The sequence below is a fragment of the Bradyrhizobium arachidis genome (assembly GCF_024758505.1).
In the GTDB taxonomy this organism is placed as follows: domain Bacteria; phylum Pseudomonadota; class Alphaproteobacteria; order Rhizobiales; family Xanthobacteraceae; genus Bradyrhizobium; species Bradyrhizobium manausense_C.
The window spans coordinates 7,724,295-7,744,560 of record NZ_CP077970.1 but is presented as its reverse complement, the minus strand read 5'-3'; the positions used below and the strand labels follow the sequence as shown (position 1 = coordinate 7,744,560).

General features: G+C 63.9%; 19 protein-coding genes and 1 pseudogene. 15 read left to right on the top strand and 5 right to left on the bottom strand.

Annotation, left to right across the window (positions count from 1 at the left end; translation table 11 throughout):
* Nucleotides 1-58: 58 nt before the first annotated feature.
* The gene (locus KUF59_RS35805; RefSeq protein WP_309500892.1) at nt 59-2,305 is read right to left on the bottom strand and encodes a hypothetical protein; all 2,247 of its coding nucleotides are present in this window, start codon (nt 2,303-2,305) and stop codon (nt 59-61) included.
* A 695-nt stretch (nt 2,306-3,000) separates the two neighbouring features.
* On the opposite strand from KUF59_RS35805, the gene KUF59_RS35800 reads away from it, so the two are divergent.
* The 13 genes and pseudogenes from KUF59_RS35800 to KUF59_RS35740 all read left to right on the top strand — a co-directional run bounded on the left by KUF59_RS35800 (nt 3,001) and on the right by KUF59_RS35740 (nt 13,866).
* A complete protein-coding gene (locus KUF59_RS35800) occupies nt 3,001-3,699 on the top strand; it encodes an RNA polymerase sigma factor (RefSeq protein ID WP_212461379.1) in 699 nt (232 codons plus the stop codon).
* 141 nt (nt 3,700-3,840) lie between these two features.
* Nucleotides 3,841-4,665 (top strand): flagellin, encoded by an 825-nt coding sequence (locus KUF59_RS35795; protein WP_212461378.1) that lies wholly within the window; start codon nt 3,841-3,843, stop codon nt 4,663-4,665.
* Nucleotides 4,666-4,738: 73 nt separating this feature from the next.
* On the top strand, nt 4,739-6,421 hold the full coding sequence (fliD, locus tag KUF59_RS35790) for a flagellar filament capping protein FliD (RefSeq protein WP_212461377.1): 1,683 nt from the start codon (nt 4,739-4,741) through the stop codon (nt 6,419-6,421).
* Nucleotides 6,422-6,442: 21 nt separating this feature from the next.
* Complete coding sequence (locus KUF59_RS35785) at nt 6,443-6,862, top strand: flagellar export chaperone FliS (RefSeq protein WP_212461376.1); 420 nt, start codon at nt 6,443-6,445, stop codon at nt 6,860-6,862.
* A 177-nt stretch (nt 6,863-7,039) separates the two neighbouring features.
* A complete protein-coding gene (locus KUF59_RS35780) occupies nt 7,040-7,312 on the top strand; it encodes a hypothetical protein (RefSeq protein WP_212461439.1) in 273 nt (90 codons plus the stop codon).
* A 209-nt stretch (nt 7,313-7,521) separates the two neighbouring features.
* Nucleotides 7,522-8,187, top strand: coding sequence for a flagellar hook assembly protein FlgD (locus KUF59_RS35775; protein ID WP_212461375.1), 666 nt, complete (start codon nt 7,522-7,524; stop codon nt 8,185-8,187).
* 19 nt (nt 8,188-8,206) lie between these two features.
* Nucleotides 8,207-8,668, top strand: a pseudogene (locus KUF59_RS35770) (flagellar hook-basal body complex protein); the annotation flags it as partial.
* On the top strand, nt 8,559-9,464 hold the full coding sequence (gene flgE / locus KUF59_RS35765) for a flagellar hook protein FlgE (RefSeq protein WP_309501008.1): 906 nt from the start codon (nt 8,559-8,561) through the stop codon (nt 9,462-9,464). The pseudogene KUF59_RS35770 and the gene flgE, both read left to right, overlap by 110 nt.
* 3 nt (nt 9,465-9,467) lie before the next feature.
* Complete coding sequence (locus KUF59_RS35760) at nt 9,468-9,728, top strand: hypothetical protein (RefSeq protein WP_212461373.1); 261 nt, start codon at nt 9,468-9,470, stop codon at nt 9,726-9,728.
* A 24-nt stretch (nt 9,729-9,752) separates the two neighbouring features.
* On the top strand, nt 9,753-10,211 hold the full coding sequence (locus KUF59_RS35755) for a flagellar protein FlgN (protein WP_212461372.1): 459 nt from the start codon (nt 9,753-9,755) through the stop codon (nt 10,209-10,211).
* A gap of 18 nt (nt 10,212-10,229) precedes the next feature.
* Nucleotides 10,230-11,978: a flagellar hook-associated protein FlgK gene (gene flgK, locus KUF59_RS35750; RefSeq protein ID WP_212461371.1), complete on the top strand. Its 1,749-nt coding sequence runs from the start codon at nt 10,230-10,232 to the stop codon at nt 11,976-11,978.
* A 14-nt stretch (nt 11,979-11,992) separates the two neighbouring features.
* Nucleotides 11,993-12,901, top strand: a complete 909-nt coding sequence (locus KUF59_RS35745; protein ID WP_212461370.1) for a flagellin — start codon at nt 11,993-11,995, stop codon at nt 12,899-12,901.
* A 296-nt stretch (nt 12,902-13,197) separates the two neighbouring features.
* The gene (locus tag KUF59_RS35740) at nt 13,198-13,866 is read left to right on the top strand and encodes a helix-turn-helix transcriptional regulator (RefSeq protein ID WP_212461369.1); all 669 of its coding nucleotides are present in this window, start codon (nt 13,198-13,200) and stop codon (nt 13,864-13,866) included.
* A gap of 21 nt (nt 13,867-13,887) precedes the next feature.
* Here the strand turns inward: KUF59_RS35740 and KUF59_RS35735 are convergent, their stop codons facing one another.
* From KUF59_RS35735 to KUF59_RS35720, 4 genes are read right to left on the bottom strand one after another with little or no spacing between them, the layout of a single operon-like run.
* Nucleotides 13,888-15,237: an aspartate aminotransferase family protein gene (locus tag KUF59_RS35735; RefSeq protein ID WP_212461368.1), complete on the bottom strand. Its 1,350-nt coding sequence runs from the start codon at nt 15,235-15,237 to the stop codon at nt 13,888-13,890.
* 18 nt (nt 15,238-15,255) lie between these two features.
* On the bottom strand, nt 15,256-15,921 hold the full coding sequence (locus KUF59_RS35730; protein WP_212461367.1) for an HAD family hydrolase: 666 nt from the start codon (nt 15,919-15,921) through the stop codon (nt 15,256-15,258).
* A complete protein-coding gene (locus KUF59_RS35725) occupies nt 15,918-17,183 on the bottom strand; it encodes a Tm-1-like ATP-binding domain-containing protein (protein WP_258767822.1) in 1,266 nt (421 codons plus the stop codon). The genes KUF59_RS35730 and KUF59_RS35725 overlap by 4 nt, the downstream gene beginning before the upstream one ends.
* On the bottom strand, nt 17,180-17,398 hold the full coding sequence (locus tag KUF59_RS35720) for a hypothetical protein (protein WP_212461365.1): 219 nt from the start codon (nt 17,396-17,398) through the stop codon (nt 17,180-17,182). The genes KUF59_RS35725 and KUF59_RS35720 overlap by 4 nt, the downstream gene beginning before the upstream one ends.
* 1 nt (nt 17,399) lies before the next feature.
* On the opposite strand from KUF59_RS35720, the gene KUF59_RS35715 reads away from it, so the two are divergent.
* Together KUF59_RS35715 and KUF59_RS35710 are read left to right on the top strand one after the other, a co-directional pair.
* A complete protein-coding gene (locus KUF59_RS35715; protein WP_408918130.1) occupies nt 17,400-18,881 on the top strand; it encodes an aldehyde dehydrogenase in 1,482 nt (493 codons plus the stop codon).
* Nucleotides 18,878-20,266 carry a transaminase gene (locus KUF59_RS35710; protein ID WP_212461363.1) on the top strand — a complete coding sequence of 463 codons (1,389 nt, stop codon included), beginning with the start codon at nt 18,878-18,880 and terminating at the stop codon, nt 20,264-20,266. The genes KUF59_RS35715 and KUF59_RS35710 overlap by 4 nt, the downstream gene beginning before the upstream one ends.

Below are 20,266 nucleotides of genomic sequence, written 5' to 3'. Positions count from 1 at the left end.
CCCCTTGCGTCATGCCGGCCCATTCACCTCAACGGCCGAAGGGGCGGATCCAGGCGCACTAATCGCGATGGTCCGCGAGCACGCGCGCGTGGCCGAGTGGGGTGATTGCCACCGAATAGATCGCGATCTCGCGCGCCAGCCGGCCGACCGGGATCAGCAGGCAACCTTCGTCATCGGCGGCGTGATATGAGGTGCCACTCAGCGTGAGTCCGGCATAGGTCAATTGCTCCGCAGGGATGCCCGTCACCTCCTGGCTTTCGGCGGCGTCGCGAACGTTGTCGCCGAGCTGCACGGTCACGCCGTGAAGCAGGCTGTCGCGTGCCGCTTTTGCGATCGGCAACGCGATCATGGCGATCGCCATGGCGCGCGATACCGGGATGCGCAGGCGCAGCTCGCCGAGACCGGTGCGGTACATCGTGACTGTTTCCATCGAGGCGTCTCCGCTTGCGCGGAACAATCCGACCTGCAACGCGCCGCAGGGCGTCTCCTCGAAGACATCGGCGGGCAGGCGGTTCGCACCGAACAGCGTATAGAGATAGGCGTGGGACGGGGACAGACCGGCGAAGCTGCCGGCCAGCCACATCGGCGGCGCCACCGAGGTGCACGCGGCCGTCAGCCCGCGCGCGGTGAGCTGCTCGCGGACGAAGCCGGTGTCGAGCATCGGCGCGAGCGCATGCGTGCCGAGGTTGACGTCGTGCTTCAGTTCGCCGAGCAGCACCAGCTCGTCGTCGTCGGGGAGCAGCAGGAGCCGCGCCAGCGTCGCCGCACTCCAGCGCGCCGCGATATCGAACGCCGCATAGGGCTGCAGCCCGAAGCCCGCGGCAGTTTCGCCGGCGTTGGCGGCGAAACTAAGCGCACCGGCCTGGATCTCCGAAGCCAACGCAATCTGTGCCGCGGAGCGCGGATTGATCTCGCGCAGTACCTGTCCGCCCTCATAGTCGCGCACCGAGCCGTCGGCGGCGCAGCAGATTTGCTCCAGCAGGGCGACATTGCGGATCAGCATGCGTTTGACGTGGGGCGTGACGACGAGATCGGAGATGAACCCGTGCGCCGTATCGGCCTCCGCGACATCGTCGAAGGCATCGTCCAGCGACATCACATAGGTGCCGTGCAGGTGGATCGCGAGGCCTTCCTGGTCGAAAATGCGGCGCAACGCCTTCTGGACACTGCCGGAGTAGCCGAGATCGGCCAGCACGAGATCCGTGCAGCGATCGAATTCCGGGATGACATGGCGCAGATAAGCGAGCAGCCGGGCGCGCAGACCCGTGGCGAGCTCGGTGATCTCCCTCGCATTCATCAGGTGAGGCAGGGCGTCCGCCAATTCCTCGCCGGTCGCGATGCCATCAGGGAATTTGGCGAAGAATTCGGCGACCTTGGGCGGCAGCACCTTCACCATGTCGCGAAAGGTTGTCGCGTCAATCTTCAGGACCTTGCCGAGGAGATCGCAGAGCGGCTGCATGGTGTCGGCCGAGGCGATCAGGCTGACGCGGCGGTTGATCTCGATATAAGCGGAGGGAGTGTCTCGGCTGCTTTGCCACACCCGGTGCGACAGAAAGCCGTCGCGCCCGAGGAAGCCGACGACGACTTGCCGGCCAGGCTCGTCGAGCGCGTCGCGGCGGGCCGCGACGAAGGCATCGAACGCCGTCATGGCCGGACCGAGGACCGTCAGTCCGAGTTGAAAGGCCGGCGACTTCTCCGCGCCACGCGCTGCCACCATCCGCCGCAGCGTGCGCGAGCCATGGTCGAGTCGCGCAGGCCACCCCTGGCACAGCAATTCGAACAACGCCGTCTCGCGCTGGAGCTTTGAGGCGAGTTGCGGGCCGGCTTGCGGATAGTAGCGCGGACGAATGCCGTGGCGCCGCGCCCCCTTGATGTCGGCGCGCTCATTGTCGCCGATGTGAAAGGACGCCGCGGGATCGACGGTCTGTTCGGCGAGGTATTTTGCGAACAGCGCTTCGCTCTTGCTGCTTCCATGGTCGCAGGACGCATAAAGAAAATCCCAGGACAATCCCGGGCGGCAGGCACGCAGCAGACGCGCGAGCTGATCGGAGTTCCAATAGGTGTCGGAGATGAATCCGACCCGATGGCCCAACTGCTTCATGTCCAGATATTGCCGGAGCATGTCCGGGTTGACGCGGCAGAGCTCGAGCTCGGCCTCGAACTCGACGTCAACGAGATCGTGAAGATGCGCGCGTTTCAGGCCGAACAGCCTGAACGGAAACAAGGAATAGATGTCGTCGATATGCACCTCGCTCGTGCCACGCGTGTCCTTCGCAGTCCGTCGCGCACGTGATTCGGCCTGCATTCGATGCTGAACGAAACTGGCGGAAACATTCGGACAAGTTCGTGAAATGCCGGAAAGCTCGTAAGTCCTTTCAAACACGCCGTCCGGCGTCGTGCAGGCGCGCATCAGAAACGTCTCGAAAACATCGAACGACCAAGCAGAAACAATTTTCGCGCGACGCTGTGCGTCGATCGTTGCGACGTTCATCCCAAAATTCTCCGCCAATCGAAGCGATCAACGTACGTGCGCACGAATTCAGGCGTACGACGTCGAAAAAAATCGATGCGCGATTCAAAATCGCGGATCTCGCGACTGACAGATTCAAAAAATCCGTTAGGTTCGAATTGTGATTCGGAAAAAATTGCCGAGTGAAAAAGCCGTCGCGCGTTCATTTCCACTCGGAAACAATCGATAGTCGCGCGCACGTCGCGTGATGTGCGCGATCGGTTCAGTGCCGCGTAATCACAGCGTTTTTTGTGCAGCTCTGTTCGAGATGAATGATCCGCGATGATGCGAGACGATGCCGACGATTGCAGGACCAAGCCGCGCCTGGCTGCGCGCCGTCGGCAATCTTTGCCGGCTGGTCGGCAAAAGATTCCACCTAACATCTTGAAAAATAACAAAAATTCATCGCCTGGATTGTTTTCGCCCCGCGTTCAACGCCTGGAAGCCGTGTGGAAGATGCGCCGCCGGCATTGCGGGTTGGAGATTGCGGGATGAGTTTTGCGCTGGACGTTTTTGCTCCCGCCGAAGCCGAGATCGCGACGACGGTCACGAGCGAAGCTGACGCGCCGAAGGTCTCGTCGGCCTCGATCGCGCCGGACAGCGAGCCGGTCGCGGCCGATATCGTGTTCGACGAGGACAGCGAGCTTCTTGATCGGCTTGCCGCCGACGACGAGACGGCGTTCCGCATGCTGGTCGAACGCCACATCGATCGCGCCTATGCGATCGCATTGCGCATCGTCGGCAACGCGGCGGATGCCGAGGATGTGGTGCAGGACACCATGCTGAAGATCTGGAGCCATCGCGGCCGCTGGCAGCACGGCCGCGCAAAGTTCTCCACCTGGCTCTATCGCGTCATCTCCAACCGCTGCATCGACCTGCGCCGCAAGCCGCGCACCGAGAATGTCGACACCGTGCCCGAGGTCGCCGACGGGCAGCCGGATGCCTCGCGCGTGATCGAGCGCAACGAGTTGAACGACATGCTGGAGCATGCGATGCAGCGGCTGCCCGAGCAGCAACGCATTGCGGTGATCCTGTCCTATCATGAGAACATGAGCAACGGCGAGATCGCAGAGGTTATGGACACCACGGTGGCTGCCGTGGAGTCGCTTCTCAAGCGCGGCCGCCAGCAGCTTCGTCAGCTCCTGCGCCGGCACGAACGCGACATCCGCACTGCGTTTACCGACTGCTAACCATAAAATTCAGCCCGCGAAAAGTTTTCCGCCTGATCTGCTGGCGCTCCTTCGTTTGAGCGAGCGGACGGGGCTGCGCCCGCGTCGTCGTCAATCGCCTTCAACGATGCGGCGTCATGCCCATCAGCACAGGAGCTTCCAATGCCCGCGATCAACACCAATACCGCCGCCAATGCTGCAGTCCGCTACCTCAACGTCAATTCCGCGCAGGAGACTAGCTCGCTCTCGAAACTGTCCAGTGGCTCGCGCATTACGTCCGCGTCCGACGACGCCGCCGGTCTCGCGATCTCGACCCGCATCTCCTCCGACGTCACCACGCTGCAGCAGGCCGCAACCAACGCCTCGCAGGCCACTGCGATCCTGCAGACCGCCGACGGCGGCGCCTCGAACATCTCCGACATCCTCGCTCGCATGAAGTCGCTGGCGTCAGAATCCGCTTCGGGCACCACGACCGACTCCAGCCGCGCCTATATCAACTCGGAATTCTCGCAGCTCACGAGCGAAATCGATTCCATCGCGACCGGCACCCGCTATTCGAGCCAGAGCCTGCTCGACGGCTCCAGCGTGTTCGCCTCGGGCGTCTCCGTGCTGGTCGGCTCGTCCGGCTCCGACACGATCACCATCACGCTGTCGAGCCTGACGGCGTCGTCGCTCAGCGTGTCCTCGCTCGACGTCAGCACCCAGTCTGGCGCGACCTCGGCGCTGACCGCGCTCGATACCGCGATCGACACCGTCTCGGCCGCCCGCGCCAGCATCGGCGCGCAGGAATCGCGCTTCAACTTCAGCGCGGACTCGATCTCGACCCAGACCCAGAACCTGCAGGCGGCGAACTCGGCGATCAAGGACGTCGACATCGCGGCCGAGCAGTCCAAACTGTCGTCTGCCGAAGTGAAGACCCAGGCGGCCGTGTCGGCGCTGGCGGCCGCGAACCAGATGCCGCAGTACCTGCTCAAGCTGCTCGGTTAAATTCGCGGGCTGATCTGATCTGACCGGGCCGGCATGAGGCTGGCCCGGCTCTTCTCAAGGGGTCGTCAGGCAAGTGACCAGCGTCAGTTCGAGCACAAGCACTGCGAGCTCGGGAGTCTCGATCACCACGAGCGGGACGACCAATTCGAGCAGCATCGACTGGTCGGCGTTGATCGAAGCCGCGGTCAGCGCGAAGACGACGCAGGCGACGACGATCTCGACGTCGATCACCAACAACCAGGCCAAGATCTCGGCCTATCAGACGCTCCAAAGCGACCTGAAGACGCTGTATTCCGGGCTGGCGTCGCTCGCGACGTCGGTGGTCAATTCGCTTGCCACCAACGCATTTTCAACCCGCTCGGCAACCATCGGCTCGAGCGGGGACGTCAGCGCCTCGTCGGCGCTGTCCATGACCATCAAGAACGGCGCCGCGACCGGCGACCACACGCTGACGATCAGTCAGCTCGCCACCGCGCACAAGGTGGTTGGGACCACCCAGTCGAGCCAGACCGACGAGCTTGGATATTCCGGGACTTTCTCGCTCGGCCTTTCGGGCGGCTCTTCCGCCGACATCACGGTGACCAGCACGATGTCGCTCCAGGACGTTGTCGACGCCATCAACGCCCAGACCTCGACGACCAACGTCCAGGCCTCGATCGTGCAGGTGTCGAGCGGCTCGTACGAGATGGTCTTGACGGGCACGGAGGACGCCGCCGACATCGCCTATTCCAGCACGTCCGGCGACGACATCCTCAACAAGCTCGGCGTCACCGACAGTTCCGGGGAGTTTGCAGACGTGCTTCAGGAGGCACAGTCGGCCGAGTTCACCCTTGACGGCATCGCGATGACCCGCGACACCAACGACATCTCGGACGTCCTGACGGGGGTCACGTTCAATCTGCTCCAGGCGACACCGGATGGAACGACGCTGAACATCAGCATCGAGACCGACACCAGCCAGATCGAATCGGCGCTGGAGACGTTCGTTACCAACTACAATGCATTTCGCGACGAGGTCATCGCGCAGCAGTCGACCGACACCGACGGCACGGCATCCTCGAGCGCGGTGCTGTTCGGCGACGGAACCATGCGCAACATCATGGACCGGCTCCAGGCAGCGCTGAACAGCACCGTCGGCGATCTGACGATGGCCGATCTCGGCCTGTCCTTCAACGAGAACAACGAGCTCGAGCTCGACACCTCGACGCTGTCGGATATCCTGAGCACCAATCTCAGCGGCGTCACCAAGCTCCTGTCGGCGCAGACCACGACGTCGTCGAACCAGCTCACCGTCGTCAACACCGGCACGTCGCCGCAGTCCTTCGCGCTGGACCTCACGGTCGATTCCGACGGCAATCTCGCCTCGGCTTCGATCGGCGGCGATTCGTCGCTGTTCACCGTCAGCGGCAGTACGATCATCGGCGCGTCCGGCTCGATCTATGCCGGCATGGCCTTCACCTATAGCGGTTCGACCTCGCAGTCGATCACGGTGACGTCGACGTCAGGTCTCGCCACGCAGCTCTATCAGGTCGCCAAGAACTACTCTTCGTCGACCGGCGCGCTGCAAACGTTGATCACCAATCTGACGACGCGCGACGACGAGCTCCAGCAGAAGGTCGACGACATCAACAGCGCGGCGTCGACGCTGCAAGCGCAGCTTCAGACCCAGTATGCGAAGTACCAGGCGGCGATTGAGAGCGCCAACAGCACGCTGACCTATCTGAAGGCGCTGCTCAATGCTTCGTCGAGCGATTGATCCAGTGGAATCGAGTGAGTGATGATGCATAACCAGATGGCATACATGGCCAACCAGGCCTATCGGGGAGCTGCGACCACCGTGCCGCCGCTGAAGGCGGTGTCGATGCTTCTCGGCGGAGCGGTCTCCTTCCTCCAGAAGGCGCTGGTCGCCCAGGAGGCGCGGCGTTTCGAGGAAGGGCATGAACATCTGACGAAGGCAACCGCCATCCTGCGGGGGCTCAGCCACAATCTCGATTTCACCAATGGCGGCGCGGTTGCCGAGCGGCTGTACCAGACCTATAGCGCCCTGATCCTGGCGAGCCTGAAGGCCTACGGCCGGCCGCATGCCCGCGAGAGTTTCGGGCGGATCATTGCCGGCCTGACCGAGATGCGCGAAGCTTGGGAGTTTGTCGACGCGACGCGCCGGGGCGGCAAGGCCGATTCGGCACTGAAGTGGTAACCGCGGGAGCCGGGCGGTTCCGGTCTGCTGCGGATGACCGGGAGCTGCGGCCGCAGGCCGTCTTTGGCCGCTGTTCCGGCCATGCCGGCGCGCTTTGGCGCGGCTAACAGTGTGAATTCGGTTTCCGCGTCGCCTGCAATGCTCTATGAGGGGCTTGGCGAGGCGGATATCCGGACGATGGACGTCACCGAGTTTGAGGACCTGATCGATCGGCTGGGCGAGGATCTCTCGCTTTGGCCTGATGATCGCCGTTTGCCTGCCGAACGCTTGCTGGCCGAATCTGCTGAGGCGCAATCTTTACTTGCCGAAGCGTGCGAACTTCGTGCCGCTCTGGCCGCGCCGCCGGTCCGGGCGCCGGCTGGTCTCGCCGATCGCATCGTTACCGCGGCGACCAAGCGGAGCACCGACGCCGCCGAGGCGCACAGCGAGGGCGAGACCGCGAGGGGCTGAACGCCCGCTGTTTCGCGTCCACATTTCAACACTGGTCATTTTCGAATTGACGCTGCAGACGCGGCAGATTTTGCCGCCTTAGGCAGCGTTCGAACACGCGCAATTCCGCGCCTGAATTCGCACCGCGACCCGTTTCATCAGCACTGGGATCTCTGCGCAACCGCTTCGTGACGAAGAGCGCACAGGTCGGCCTTGAACCGGGGTGTGCGATGACCGTTTCCGCGACGAGTTCCGTCTCAACTGCAACAACGACGACGACGTCGACGAGCTCGTCCGCAACGTCAGGGCTGACGTCGAGCGATTTCCTGAGCCTGCTCGTCAGCGAGTTGCAGAACCAGGATCCGCTGAACGCGACCTCGACGACCGACTTCATCAACCAGCTCACCTCCTACGCCAATTTTAGTTCGCAGCAGTCGATCAACAGCAATCTCTCGGCGCTGGCGAGCTCGTTCTCCAGCCTCGTGACGCTGAACTCGGTCAATTACATCGGCCACACCGTCGAGGCAAAGACCGATACGGCGACGCTCAGCAACGGCTCAGCGACGTTCGGTTATTCGCTGTCCTCGGCGGCCGAGAACGTCTCGATCAGCATCAAGGACTCCTCGGGCAACACGGTGTGGACCGGTTCGGGCACCGGTAACTCCGGCTCCAACAGTTTCACCTGGGACGGCAAGGACTCCAGCGGCAACCAGCTCTCTGATGGCGGCCAGTACACGATCTCCGTCACCGCGACCGACTCGGCCGGAAACTCGGTCCTCTACTACACGACCGTCACCGGCACGGTGACCGGCATCGACACCTCGACCTCGACGCCGTCGCTCACGGTCGGCGGCGTCTCGGTCAGCGCCGCCAACATCATCGGCGTCACGTCCTGATTTCATCCGGAGTTTTCCCATGAGTCTCACCGGCGCACTTTCCTCGGCAATCTCGGCGCTCAGCGCGCAGAGCCAGTCCCTGTCGATGATCTCCGACAATATCGCCAACTCGGACACGACGGGCTACAAGACGACGTCGGCGATGTTCGATGCGCTCGTCACCGCCTCGAGCAATGCGACCTCCTATGCGTCGGGTGGCGTCACCGTCTCCGGCCGCGCCAACATCACCCAGCAGGGACTGCTCGCGGCGACATCGAACGCCACCGACGTCGCGATCCAGGGCAGCGGCTTCTTCGTGGTGACCGACGCCACGGCCGGCGGCACGGTCTCTTACACCCGCAACGGCGCCTTCACGATCAACAACGAAGGCTATCTGGAGAACAACGGCTACTATCTGGAGGGCTGGCGCACCGACGCTGAGGGCAACGTCGTCGGCAACGAATCGGCGAGCAGCCTCCAGGCCATCGACACCCAGGTCGCATCGAGCAGCGGCAGCGCTACCACCAAGACTACGATCGCGGCGAACCTGCCGTCCGATGCCGCCACCGGCGATACCTTCGATGACGGTCTACGACTCGCTCGGTGCGGCCAACTCGATCCAGATCACCTGGACCAAGACAGCCACCAACACCTGGAGCGCGAGTTTCGCCAATCCGACGTCGGCCTCGGACACGACCACTTCCACCGGCACGGCGAGCGGAACCGTCGATATCACCTTCAACAGCGACGGTTCGCTCGCTAGCACCAGCCCGAGCCCGGCGACGATCTCGGTGACGGGCTGGACCGACGGCGCCACCGACAGCACCATCACGCTCGATCTCGGCACCGCCGGCGCAACCGACGGCCTGACGCAGTATGCCTCGGGTGAGACGACGCCGTCGGTGAACCTCACCAGCATCACGTCGGACGGCCTGTCCTATGGAAAACTCTCCAGCATCGCGATTGGGAAGAGCGGCCTCGTCGAGGCCACCTATTCCAATGGCAAGACCATTCCGATCTACAAGAGCGCGGTGGCGACCTTCTCCGATCCGAATGGCCTTTCGGCGCAGAGCGACGGCATCTATTCGGCGACCGTGACGTCGGGCGACGCAGCGCTGCAGGCCTCAGGCGAGAACGGCGCGGGCACCATCTACGGCAGCGAGCTCGAATCCTCGACCACTGATACCAGCAGCCAGTTCTCCAGCATGATCTCGGCGCAGCAGGCTTATTCCGCGGCATCGCAGGTCATCTCGACCGTCAACAAGATGTACGACACGTTGATCTCGGCGATGAGGTAGGCCGTGGGCGGCGTCAGGGATCATGCCGTCGGCGAGGGGCTGCTGCTGCGCCTCAAGCGGCTGGTGACGCGCGCAGGCACCGCGAAAACCGCCGATCGCGGACAAGTGCTGGCGCTGCTAGACGACATCGAGACGACGCGCTGCGGCCTGCTGCGCGAGTGCGCACAGGTCGAGGACGAGATGCGGCGCGCATCGGTACGAACGACCGCGATCGGCGCTTATCTGCGCGGGTCACAGGCGGGCCGCAGCCGACCGCGGAATTAAGCGAATGATGTGAAGGCAACGAACATGAAACAGGCAGAGCTTACCAGGACCAGTGCAGCTGCGGGCGATACCCGGATCAAGTCGCTGATCGCGCTGATCGACGTGTTGACCACTCTGGTTGCCGAAGAGAATGCGGAGCTCGCCAAGGGGCTGCCCGCCTCGCGCATGAAGCAGGTCGATGAGAAGAACCGGCTGGCCGAGCTGTTCGAGCGGACCGTCGCCGAATGCGCCGGCGGCACCACCAGCCTGCACGTCAAGGACCGGATCCTGCGCGAGCAGCTGATGGAGCGGATTTTGAAGCTGCGTTTGGCCATGGACGAGAACCTCGTGCGATTGCGTGCGGCGATCGAGGCCAGCAACCGCCGGATCGAGGCGGTGATGCAGGCGATCCGCGAGCAGATCGCCGCGGTGTCACCCTATGGCGCCTCTGGCCGTGTCGCCGCCGCACGGGCCGTCTCCAGCGGCACCAGCCGGCGCGCCTGACGGAACGGGGAGGCCGCTGTGTCGCTCGATATCGCACGACTGGTCGCCTTCAGCGGGCTCTCGGCCACGCAGGTCCAGATCAGCGTCACGTCGTCGAACATCTCCAACGCCGACACGACCGGCTATACCCGGAAGACCGCGAACCAGTCGAGCAGCGTCACTAACGGTGTCGGCACCGGTGTCACGGTGACCGGCATCAGCTCGACCGTTGACAAGCTGTTGCTGAAGTCGCTGATCGGCGCCACCTCGGAGCTCGGCGCGGCCGATACCACCAACACCTATCTGACCTCGCTGCAGAAGCTATATGGTTCGACCGGTACCTCGGACAGCTCGTCGACTGGAACCTCACTCGCCAATACGCTGGCCTCGCTGGAGTCGGCGCTGTCATCGCTCGCAAGCACGCCGAGCAGCGCGTCGCTGCAATCCAACGTGGTGAGCGCGCTCGACGACGTCGCGAGCCAGCTTCGGGAAACCTCGGCCGGCATCCAGAAACTCCGCTCCAATGCTGACCAGGACATCGCCTCCTCGGTCGACGACGCGAACGAGGATCTGCAAGAGATCGCCGACCTCAACGCTGAGATCAAGCAAGTCGCCGCGTCCGGCCAGTCGACCGCCGACCTGGAGGACCAGCGCAACACTGCGCTGCAGGAGCTCGCGTCGAAGATGAACGTCAGCTATTTTACCGCGTCGAACGGCGACCTCCAGGTCTACACGACGTCTGGCCAGGCGCTGGTCGACAGCACCGCGCACACGATCAGCTACACGACCGCCGCCAGCGTCACGTCATCGACGAGTTTCAGCGCCATCACCGTGAATGGTGTCGACATCACGTCCCAGATCACGAGCGGCGACATCGGCGCGCTCGTCGCCCTGCGCGACAAGACCTTGCCTGCCGCACAGTCCCAGCTCGACCAGCTTGCCCAACAGCTCGCCTCCGCCCTGAACGGCGTGTCGAACAGCGCCTCGTCGGTGCCGCCGCCGACCAGCCTGACCGGGACGTCGGCGGTCGCCAGCACGGACGCGCTCTCGGCGACCGGTACGGTGCGCCTTGCCGTCACCGACCAGAGCGGCAATCTGGTGTCCTATAGCGATCTCGACCTGTCGTCCTACGCGACGGTCGGCGACCTCGTGACCGCCATCAACGGCATTTCCGGCCTGTCGGCGTCGGTCGATGCCAAGGGTCATCTCTCGATCTCCGCGACGGGCTCCGGCAATGGCATCGCGACTAGCGAGATGACCAGCTCCGTCGGCAGCTCCGGCGAGGGATTTTCCGTATATTTCGGACTGAACGACATCGTCACCGGAACCGGCGCCGCGGACTTTGCCGTCAACAGCAGCATTCTGTCCGGCACCTCCGAGTTGCCGCTCGCCACGCTGGATTCGTCGTCGACGCTGACGGTCGGCAGCCAGGTGCTGTCGTCGGGCTCGGCCACTGTTGTCAACGATCTCTACGACATGCTGACCGGCTCGCGCAGTTTTGCGGCCGCTGGCGGGCTCGCTGCGACCACGGGCTCCTTTGCCGACTATGCGGCCACGATCGTCTCGGACGTCGCGAGCAAGTCGTCGCAGGCCTCCTCGACCTACACAGCGAAGGAAACGGCGCAGTCGACCTATGCGAGCTCGCTCTCCTCGCAGTCGGGTGTGAATCTCGACGAGGAGTCGGCGCGGCTGAGCACGTTGCAGAACAAATACTCCGCGGCGTCCGCGCTGATCCAGGCCATCAACACGATGTACTCGGCGCTTCTCACCGCCGTGCAATCGGCCTAAAGGAGGAGGTGCCGATGGCGATGCGGGTTGCAACCTTCGCGCAGTCCAACACCATGATCGCGGACGCGTTGCGCATCCAATCGGTCATGGCCAACGAGCAGATCCAGGAATCATCCGGGGTGACCTCGACCGATTTCGGTGGCTATGGCTCGACCGCGCAGCACGTGGTCAATCTCCAGGTTTCGGTGACACGGGCGCAATCCCATATCGACGCGGCGACGCTCGCCGACAGCAGGGTCCAGGTGATGTACTCCGCGGTCGGCTCGGTGACAGACATCGTCACGCAACTGCGTGCGCAGCTCACGGCGGCCTCGACCGGCAGCTCAACCGAGACGAGCTCGGTGATATCAACCGCGCAGCAACTCCTGGAGCAGATGGGTTCGCTGCTGAATACGCAGTATGACGGCCAATATGTGTTTGCCGGCGGCAAGACCGAGACGGCGCCGGTCGATCTCACGAGCTTTGCCTCAGGCACCGGATCGACGACGACCGCGGATACCAGCTACTATTCGGGGGACAGCGAAATCGCCTCGGTCCGCGTCTCCGCGGACCAGACCGTCTCCTATGGCGTGACCGCTGACAATTCGGCGTTCGAGGAGGTGATGCGCGTCCTGAAGTTCGTGGCCAACAGCACCTCGCTGTCGTCCTCCGACATTACCGCGGCGCTCGATCTGGCGGGCACAGCGCTCGACGACACGGCGGCCGTGCAGGCGAGGCTTTCGAGCGCGGCCTCGCAGATCGAGACGGCGACCGCCCGGCAGAGCGACTACAAGGGTTTTGCCGAGACGCTGTCGAGCGACCTGACCAGCGTCGACGTTGCGGCGATCACGGCGCAGCTCTCGACCTACCAGTCCCAACTCACCGCGTCCTACTCGGCGCTCGGAAAAATTCTGAGCATGAATCTCGCGAGTTACCTGAAATAGGCGCGGCGCCTGACCGTCGGTGGTGGTGACGTCGGCGCCACGGCGGTGACGTCGCCTTGGCGCAATGCTTCGCAATTCAGTGGCGGTCCTGTCGAGCTTGGCCGCGTCGCGGCCGTTGATCACTGCCCCGTCAATCAACCAATCGGTGGAGGCGCAAATCCGACCGGACCGAAGTTCATGTCACGTAAAAGCCGTGGTCCGGAAATTGCTTGACTAAGTGCTGTGCGTGTCCCAGCGTCGCTTATGCGAGGACGCGCCAGATGTCCCGAATGGAGTGGAATCGAGGAGGGTAGGCCATGCTGATGCTCATGGGCCGCTCGGATCCGGCAACGAGCGAAGCCGTGCATTTTGCCCAGTCCATGCTGGACGGGTCGGCGACCGCTTTCTATGAGGTCGACGAGACCTATAACCTCAGGCGCTTCCTTCTGTCCGGCATTCCGGAGCCGTTTCATCGGCAGTATCTCGAGGGTATGAGCGAGTTTGACCCGCAGCATCCTCGTCATGCGGGGGGCCTTGCGGTCGCACGCCTGAGTAACACGATTGCCGATCGGCAGCCGCGCGAGACGGCGCTGTACCGCTCCTTCGTCGATCAGTGCGGGATCGTCGACATGGTCGATTTTTTCTTCCGGCGCGGCGACCAGATCGTCGCTGGCATGAGTGTCGCATGGGACAGGGACGCGAGGATCCCGGAGGGCGCCGTGACCATCGCCCGGAAGATTCACCAGTATCTCCAGTTCAACCTTGTCGGCCGCTCGGCCGCATCCGATGACGGGCAACGCTATGGCCTGACCAGCCGCGAGATGGACGTGGTGCGGCTTCTGTGCTGCGGCCGCACCAATCGCGAGATCGGCGAGTGCCTGAAGATCGGCCAGGCGACGGTGAAGACGCACCTGATCCATATCTTCGAGAAGCTCGGCGTGGAGACGCGCTCCGCTGTGGTGGCGCTGATGGCGCGGCCGAACTAGCGCGGCTGCTCCGGTCTCTCGTCAGGCAGCCGAGAGGCCGTGGTCGATCGCACGTGCGATCGTTCTCGCGTCGTCGGCGGTGATGATCAGAGGCGGCGAGAGGATGATGTTGCTGCCGGAGACGCGCACCATCACGCCGGCATCGTAGATCGCGTCCGCAATCTTCCCGACGATCTTCTTGTCGAGCGCCTTCTTGGTGCCGCGGTCGGCGACCAGTTCGAGTGCCGCCATCAGACCCTTGCCGCGAACGTCCCCGACGATGTCATGCTTCTGCTTGAGAGCTGCAAGCGCCTCGTTGAGCACGGCGCCGGAGGTTGTCGCCTTGACGTCGAGCTTCAGCCGGCGCGTTTCAGCCAGCGCCGCAATGCCGGCCGCGCAGCCGACGGGATGGCCGGAATAGGTGTAGCCGTGGCCGATCGAACCAAAACTCGTCTCGTCGCTCTCGAAGGCTTCGGCGATCTTGTCGCCGATCATGGTGGCACCCAGAGGAAAATAGCCTGACGTCACGGCCTTTGCGATCGTCATCATGTCCGGCTTGACGTTCCAGAGCCGCGCGCCGGACCAGGCGCCGCTCCGGCCGAAGCCGGTGACAACCTCGTCCGAGATCAGGAGGATGCCGTAGCGATCGCAGATCTCGCTCACCAGGCCCATAAAGCTCTCGTGCGGCACGATCACTCCGCCGGCGCCAAGCACCGGCTCCATGATGAAGGCGGCGATGGTGTCGGCCCCCTGGAATTCGATCTCGTCGGCGAGCGCATTGGCGCAGAGCCGCGCGAGCCTGGCCGGATCGGTCTCGTTGAATGGATTGCGATAGGTCCAGGGCGAGGGGATGTGATAGACGCCGGGCAGCAGCGGCTCATAGTTGCGACGGAAATTGGCGTTGCCGTTCACCGAGGCGCCGCCGAAATGCGTGCCGTGATAGCCCTTCTTCAATGCCAGGAATTTGGTGCGGTCGCGCTGACCCCTGATCTTCCAGTATTGCCGCGCGAGCCGCAGCGCAGTCTCGACGGAGTCGGATCCGCCTGAAGTGAAGAACGCGCGCACCATGCCTTCCGGCCTGAACCATTCGGTCAGCTCATAGGCGAGCTCGATCGCGGGTCCCGTGGAGACGCCGCGAAAGCCGGAGTAATAGGGCAATTCAGTGAGCTGATCGGCGATTGCCTTCTTGATCGGATCGCAGCTATAGCCGAGCGTCACGTTCCAGAGACCGCCCACCGCATCAAGCACAGTCTTGCCTTCGATGTCGGTGACGAAGATGCCTTCACCTTTCATGATGATGCGCGGCGGATGGTCCTGCATGTCCTTGGGATGCGCCATTGGATGCCAGATGCGGCGGGCATTGTTCTCGACCAGGAAATTGATTTCGCGCATGGATGGCTCCGCTTGTCGTCAATCGAAGGCAAGGCCGAGCAAGTGCAGGGCCTTCCGGTAAGAGTCTTCGGGCTGTCGGACGTCGAACCAGACGGTCGGGAGCCCGCAGGCGATCGCGCCCTTGATGTTGCGCTCCTGGTCGTCGACGAAGACGCAAGATCCAGGGGCGAGCCCGAGGGCATCGCACACGGATCCATAGGCGCGCGGGTCGGGCTTCAGAATGTCGGTGTGGGTGGCATCGACGATGACGTCGAAATGCTCGAGCAGCGGTAGCTTGCGCCGGAAGTCCACGCCATAGAACAGGTCGAGCTCATTGGAGAGAATGGCGAGCTTGCGGCCGGCCGTGCTTGCGATGCGGATCGCGCGCTCGGCTTCCGGGCGGATGACCAGCATCGGATCAGCGCCGCGTGCGCGCCGGACGAAGGTCTGCATATCCTGCCAGTGCTCGCCGACGAGCTGGCCGACCTCGCGGCTGCGCGTGCGCCAGTAGTCGCGCTCGGACAATTCCCCACGCTGCATCGTCGACCAGAGCGGGTCAGTGTCCTCGGCGAAAGGCCCGCGCCAGGTCAATGTCCCCGGCGCAAGGCCGAGCGCGGCTTCCGTCGCATCATGGGTTTCGAACAGGGTCTTTGAGATCACCCCGCCGAAATCCAGCACCAGCGCGCTTGCCGCAGTTGCGGTCATATCCGTTCTACCGCAACCTTGCCGGCGGGAACGACGGCATCGGCGACCCAGCGGTCGAAGATCGCGAGCACCTTTTCGACAAAACCGCGCTCGTTGATGTGATCGTTGATCACGTGAAGCTCGACCGGTGCGCGGATCGCGGCGCGCATCTCCGCGACAAACGCGCGCAGCCCTTCCGGGTCGTGCAGCGGCTCGCCCTCCTGGTCCCATTGCTGGATGCCGCCGGTCGGGAGCACGAAGGCAATCGGGGCCGTCGCCTCTGCAAGCTTCGCTGCAATCGCGCGCGCGATCCGGCGGCGATCCTCGGGACCCGAGGTCGCGGACGCGAGCAGGCGATTATGCGCATGAAATGGACGATCGGCGAGTTCTGCTGGCACCGGTAGCCAAGCCGGGAAGTCCACCATATCGATGGCGCCGGGCGCCACGATCTGGGGGATGCCATGGCGGCCTGCATTCATCAGGCGGTCCGCGCCGGAATTTACCACCGAGCCCATCAACTGGTTGGCGACTTCCTGGAGGCTGAGGTCGAGCACCGCGGCAAACCCGCCTTGCGCGGCGATCGATTCCATCGCGCGGCCGCCCATGCCGGTGGTATGAAACACGACGACTTCGTAGCCGCGTGCTTCAAGCTGCGGCTTCAGCTCGACCATGTAGCTGAGGCAGCTTTTGCCCAGAGACGTTAGCGCCACGATCGGACGCTGCGGCCGCGGCCGAATGGCGCTGCGGGATGCGCCGACGATAGCGCCGCAGGCCTGTGACAACACGGCCTTGCAGGTGCCATTGAGTCCGTACAGGCCTCCGGCCCACAAGATCATCATCAGATCCGCGGCAATGCGCTCCGGCGGGATCAGGTGGGAGAATGCGATCGTCGATACGATCAGCTTGGGGAAGCCGAGGGGCAGGCCGAGTGCGACGTCGAGCGCGAGATCAGTGCCCATCGTGCCGCCGATCGTGATCATGCCATCGATCTCGCCGTCGTCGCACAGCCGCCTGGTCAAGCGGGAGGCGCCGAGTGCCATCAAGGTCATCGACGAATTCTCATCGCCGCTGGCGATCACGGCCTCAATCGTCTTGTCGGCTGCGGCGGCCACCGCATGCTTGTCGTGCGCCGCCTTGTAAGGGGGGTCGCCGAGCACGCTGATGTCCATCATGACAATCACGCCGCCTGCTTCACCAATGCAGCGCTGCATGAACAGGAGCTCGTCGGCCTTGGTATCGCCGGTGCCGATCAGCAGGATGCGCGGGCGTGATCTGTTGGTCATGTCTTCGGAATGCCGGTGTCTGGCGAATGGACGCGCAATGGGCCGTGGCAGTGCGCAGGGTGATTGTTGGCGGCAAATTTATGAAGCTGCTGCGATGCATGACATCCACCTATCGGTGGATTGTGAGAGACGCCGCGTCGAAGCTGAATGATGCGCACCATCACGATCGGCTGCGCAGCCGTCGAATTCAACGTTTCCACGCCGAGTTCGCTCATGTTGCAATCTGAAATCGACGCGCTGCGCGCAACGGGCGTTTCCCCGCAGCAGCATCTGATCGCAGGTGTTGCGGTCGAGAGCGCGGGCGGCGCCCGGTTGGACGTGATCTCTCCCATCGACGGCAAGCGTCTGACGACGATCGCAGACGGCGATGCCGGTGACATCGATCGCGCGGTGCAGGTAGCGCGACGGGTCTACGACGGTGGCGCATGGTCGCGTGCCGCGCCCGCGGAGCGCAAGAGAGTTTTGTTGCGGTTCGCCGATCTCGTCGAGCGGCACGCCTTGGAACTCGCGGTCCTTGGCGTGCGTGACAATGGCACCGAAATCGGGATGGCGTACAAGGCCGAGCCGTTATCGGCGGTTGCGACGATCCGCTACTATGCGGAAGCGATCGACAAGGTCTATGGCGAAATCGCGCCGACCGGTCGGGACGTGCTCGGGCTCATTCATCGCGAGCCGCTCGGCGTCGTCGGGGTGATCGTCCCCTGGAATTTTCCCTTGATGATCGGCGCCTGGAAGATCGCGCCCGCGCTCGCCGCCGGCAATTCCGTCGTGGTGAAGCCGCCCGAGGCTGCTTCGCTGACGCTGCTGCGTCTGGCTGTCCTGGCGAGGGAAGCCGGATTGCCCGATGGCGTGCTCAACGTCGTTACCGGGAGCGGCGCCACGGCTGGCGAAGCGCTGGCGTTGCATATGGACGTCGATGTGCTGGCGTTCACGGGATCAGGCCCGGTTGGCCGGCGACTCCTGGAATATTCAGCGCGCTCCAATCTGAAACGGGTCTATCTCGAACTCGGTGGCAAGTCGCCGAACGTCGTGTTCTCCGATGTCCCGGATATCAAGCAGGCCGCCAAGGTGTCGGCGAACGGTATCTTTCGCAACTCCGGGCAGGTCTGCGTCGCCGGCTCGCGGCTTCTGGTGCAGTCCGGGGTCTACGACGAGTTCATGAGCGAACTGCTCGCGGTCACAGGCAAGCTGAGGATCGGCGATCCCCTCGATCTCGCCTTCGATATCGGTGCGGTCAACAGCGAAGCGCAGTTGCGCAAGAATCTTGCCGTCGTGCGGCGAGCGGAGGAAGAGGGTGGCGAGCGGCTGTGCGGCGGCGGGCGACTACATGAAGAGAGCGGCGGCTACTACATGGCGCCGACGATCTTTGCCGGCGTGGACTCCAAAATGAAGCTTTGGCGCGAGGAGGTCTTTGGGCCGGTGCTCGCGGTGACCCGGTTCGAGAACGAGGAGGACGCGGTGCGGCTCGCCAATGCCAGCGACTACGGGCTGGCAGCCGCGGTCTGGACAGGTTCGCTTCGCACGGCACACCGGATGGTGCGTGCGATCAATGCCGGCGTGGTGCACGTGAACGCTTATGGCGGCACCGATGTGACGGTGCCGCTCGGTGGCTTCAAGCAGTCCGGCTTCGGCCGTGACAAGTCGCTGCACGCGCTTGACGAATACACCGATCGGAAAACGGCCTGGATCGCGCTGTGACGGTAGCAACAGAAGCACGGGCGGCGACGCTCGACCGGCTGATCAACGACGAGCAGGCGCGCTTCCTTCGCCTGCATCCGCGCTCTGCGGCCGCATGGCGGGAAGGCCGGCGTCACTTCCTCTATGGCGCGCCGTCGCACTGGATGCGCCGTTGGGCCGGAGGATTTCCGATCTGTGTCGACACGGCCTTGGGCGCGCATGTGAGGGATATCGACGGCTGCGACTACGTCGACTTCTGCCTCGGCGACACCGGTGCCATGTGCGGCCATGCGCCGGACGCCGTCACGCGCGCGGTGACGCGACAGATCGAGCGCGGCGCCACCATGATGCTGCCGACCGAGAACAGCCTCTGGGTTGGCGCCGAACTGTCGCGCCGGTTCGGTCCTCGCTATTGGACCCTGACAACGTCGGCAACAGATGCCAACCGTGCGGCTATTCGCATCGCGCGCATGATCACCGGCAAGTCCAAGGTCCTGGTGTTCTCCGGCTGCTATCACGGCGGCGTCGACGAAGCGCATGTCGAGATCCGCGACGGGCGGATCGGTTTGCGCAACATGATCCACCCGAACGCCGTCAACTACGACGCGGTGACCAACGTTGTCGAATTCAACGACGTCGCGGCGGTGGAGGCGGCGTTGGCCTCAGGCGACGTCGCCTGCGTGCTCACCGAGCCGATAATGACGAATTTCGGCATGATCCCGGTCGCGGATGGGTTCCATCAGTCATTGCGGGATGCGACGCGCCGGGCGGGCACGGTACTGATCATCGACGAGACGCATACTCTGTCGTGCGGGCCGGGCGGCTATACGGCGCTTCACGGTCTCGAGCCGGACATCCTGGTCGCGGGCAAGGCGATTGCCGGCGGCATTCCGGCGGGCATCTTCGGTCTCGACTACGCCACCGCGGAGCGGCTCTGGCGCATCGTTCCCCCGGTCAATCCGCGGCAGCGGCAATCGGCGCATCTCGGCTTCGGCGGCACGTTGGCGGGCGGCGCATTGGCGGTCGCCGCGATGCGCGCGGTGCTGCAGGAGGTGCTGACGGCGCCGGCCTATGTCAGCATGATCGCGCATGCCGAGCGCCTGGCCGCGCGCGCCCGCGACGTCATCGGCCGGAAAGGATTACCCTGGCATGCGACCCAGATCGGCGCCCGCATCGAGATCATGTTCATGCCGAATGCGCCGCGCAACGGTGCCGACGTGATCGCCGGACGACAGCCCGATCTCGAGACGCTGATGCATGCCTTCTACATGAATGAAGGAATCCTGATTACGCCATTCCACGGCATGCTGCTGACCTGCCCGGCGACGTCGTTGGCCGATGTCGATCGGCATGGTGACGTCTTCGAGCGCTTCGTTGGGTTGGTGGAGGATGCAGGAGTGATCTGA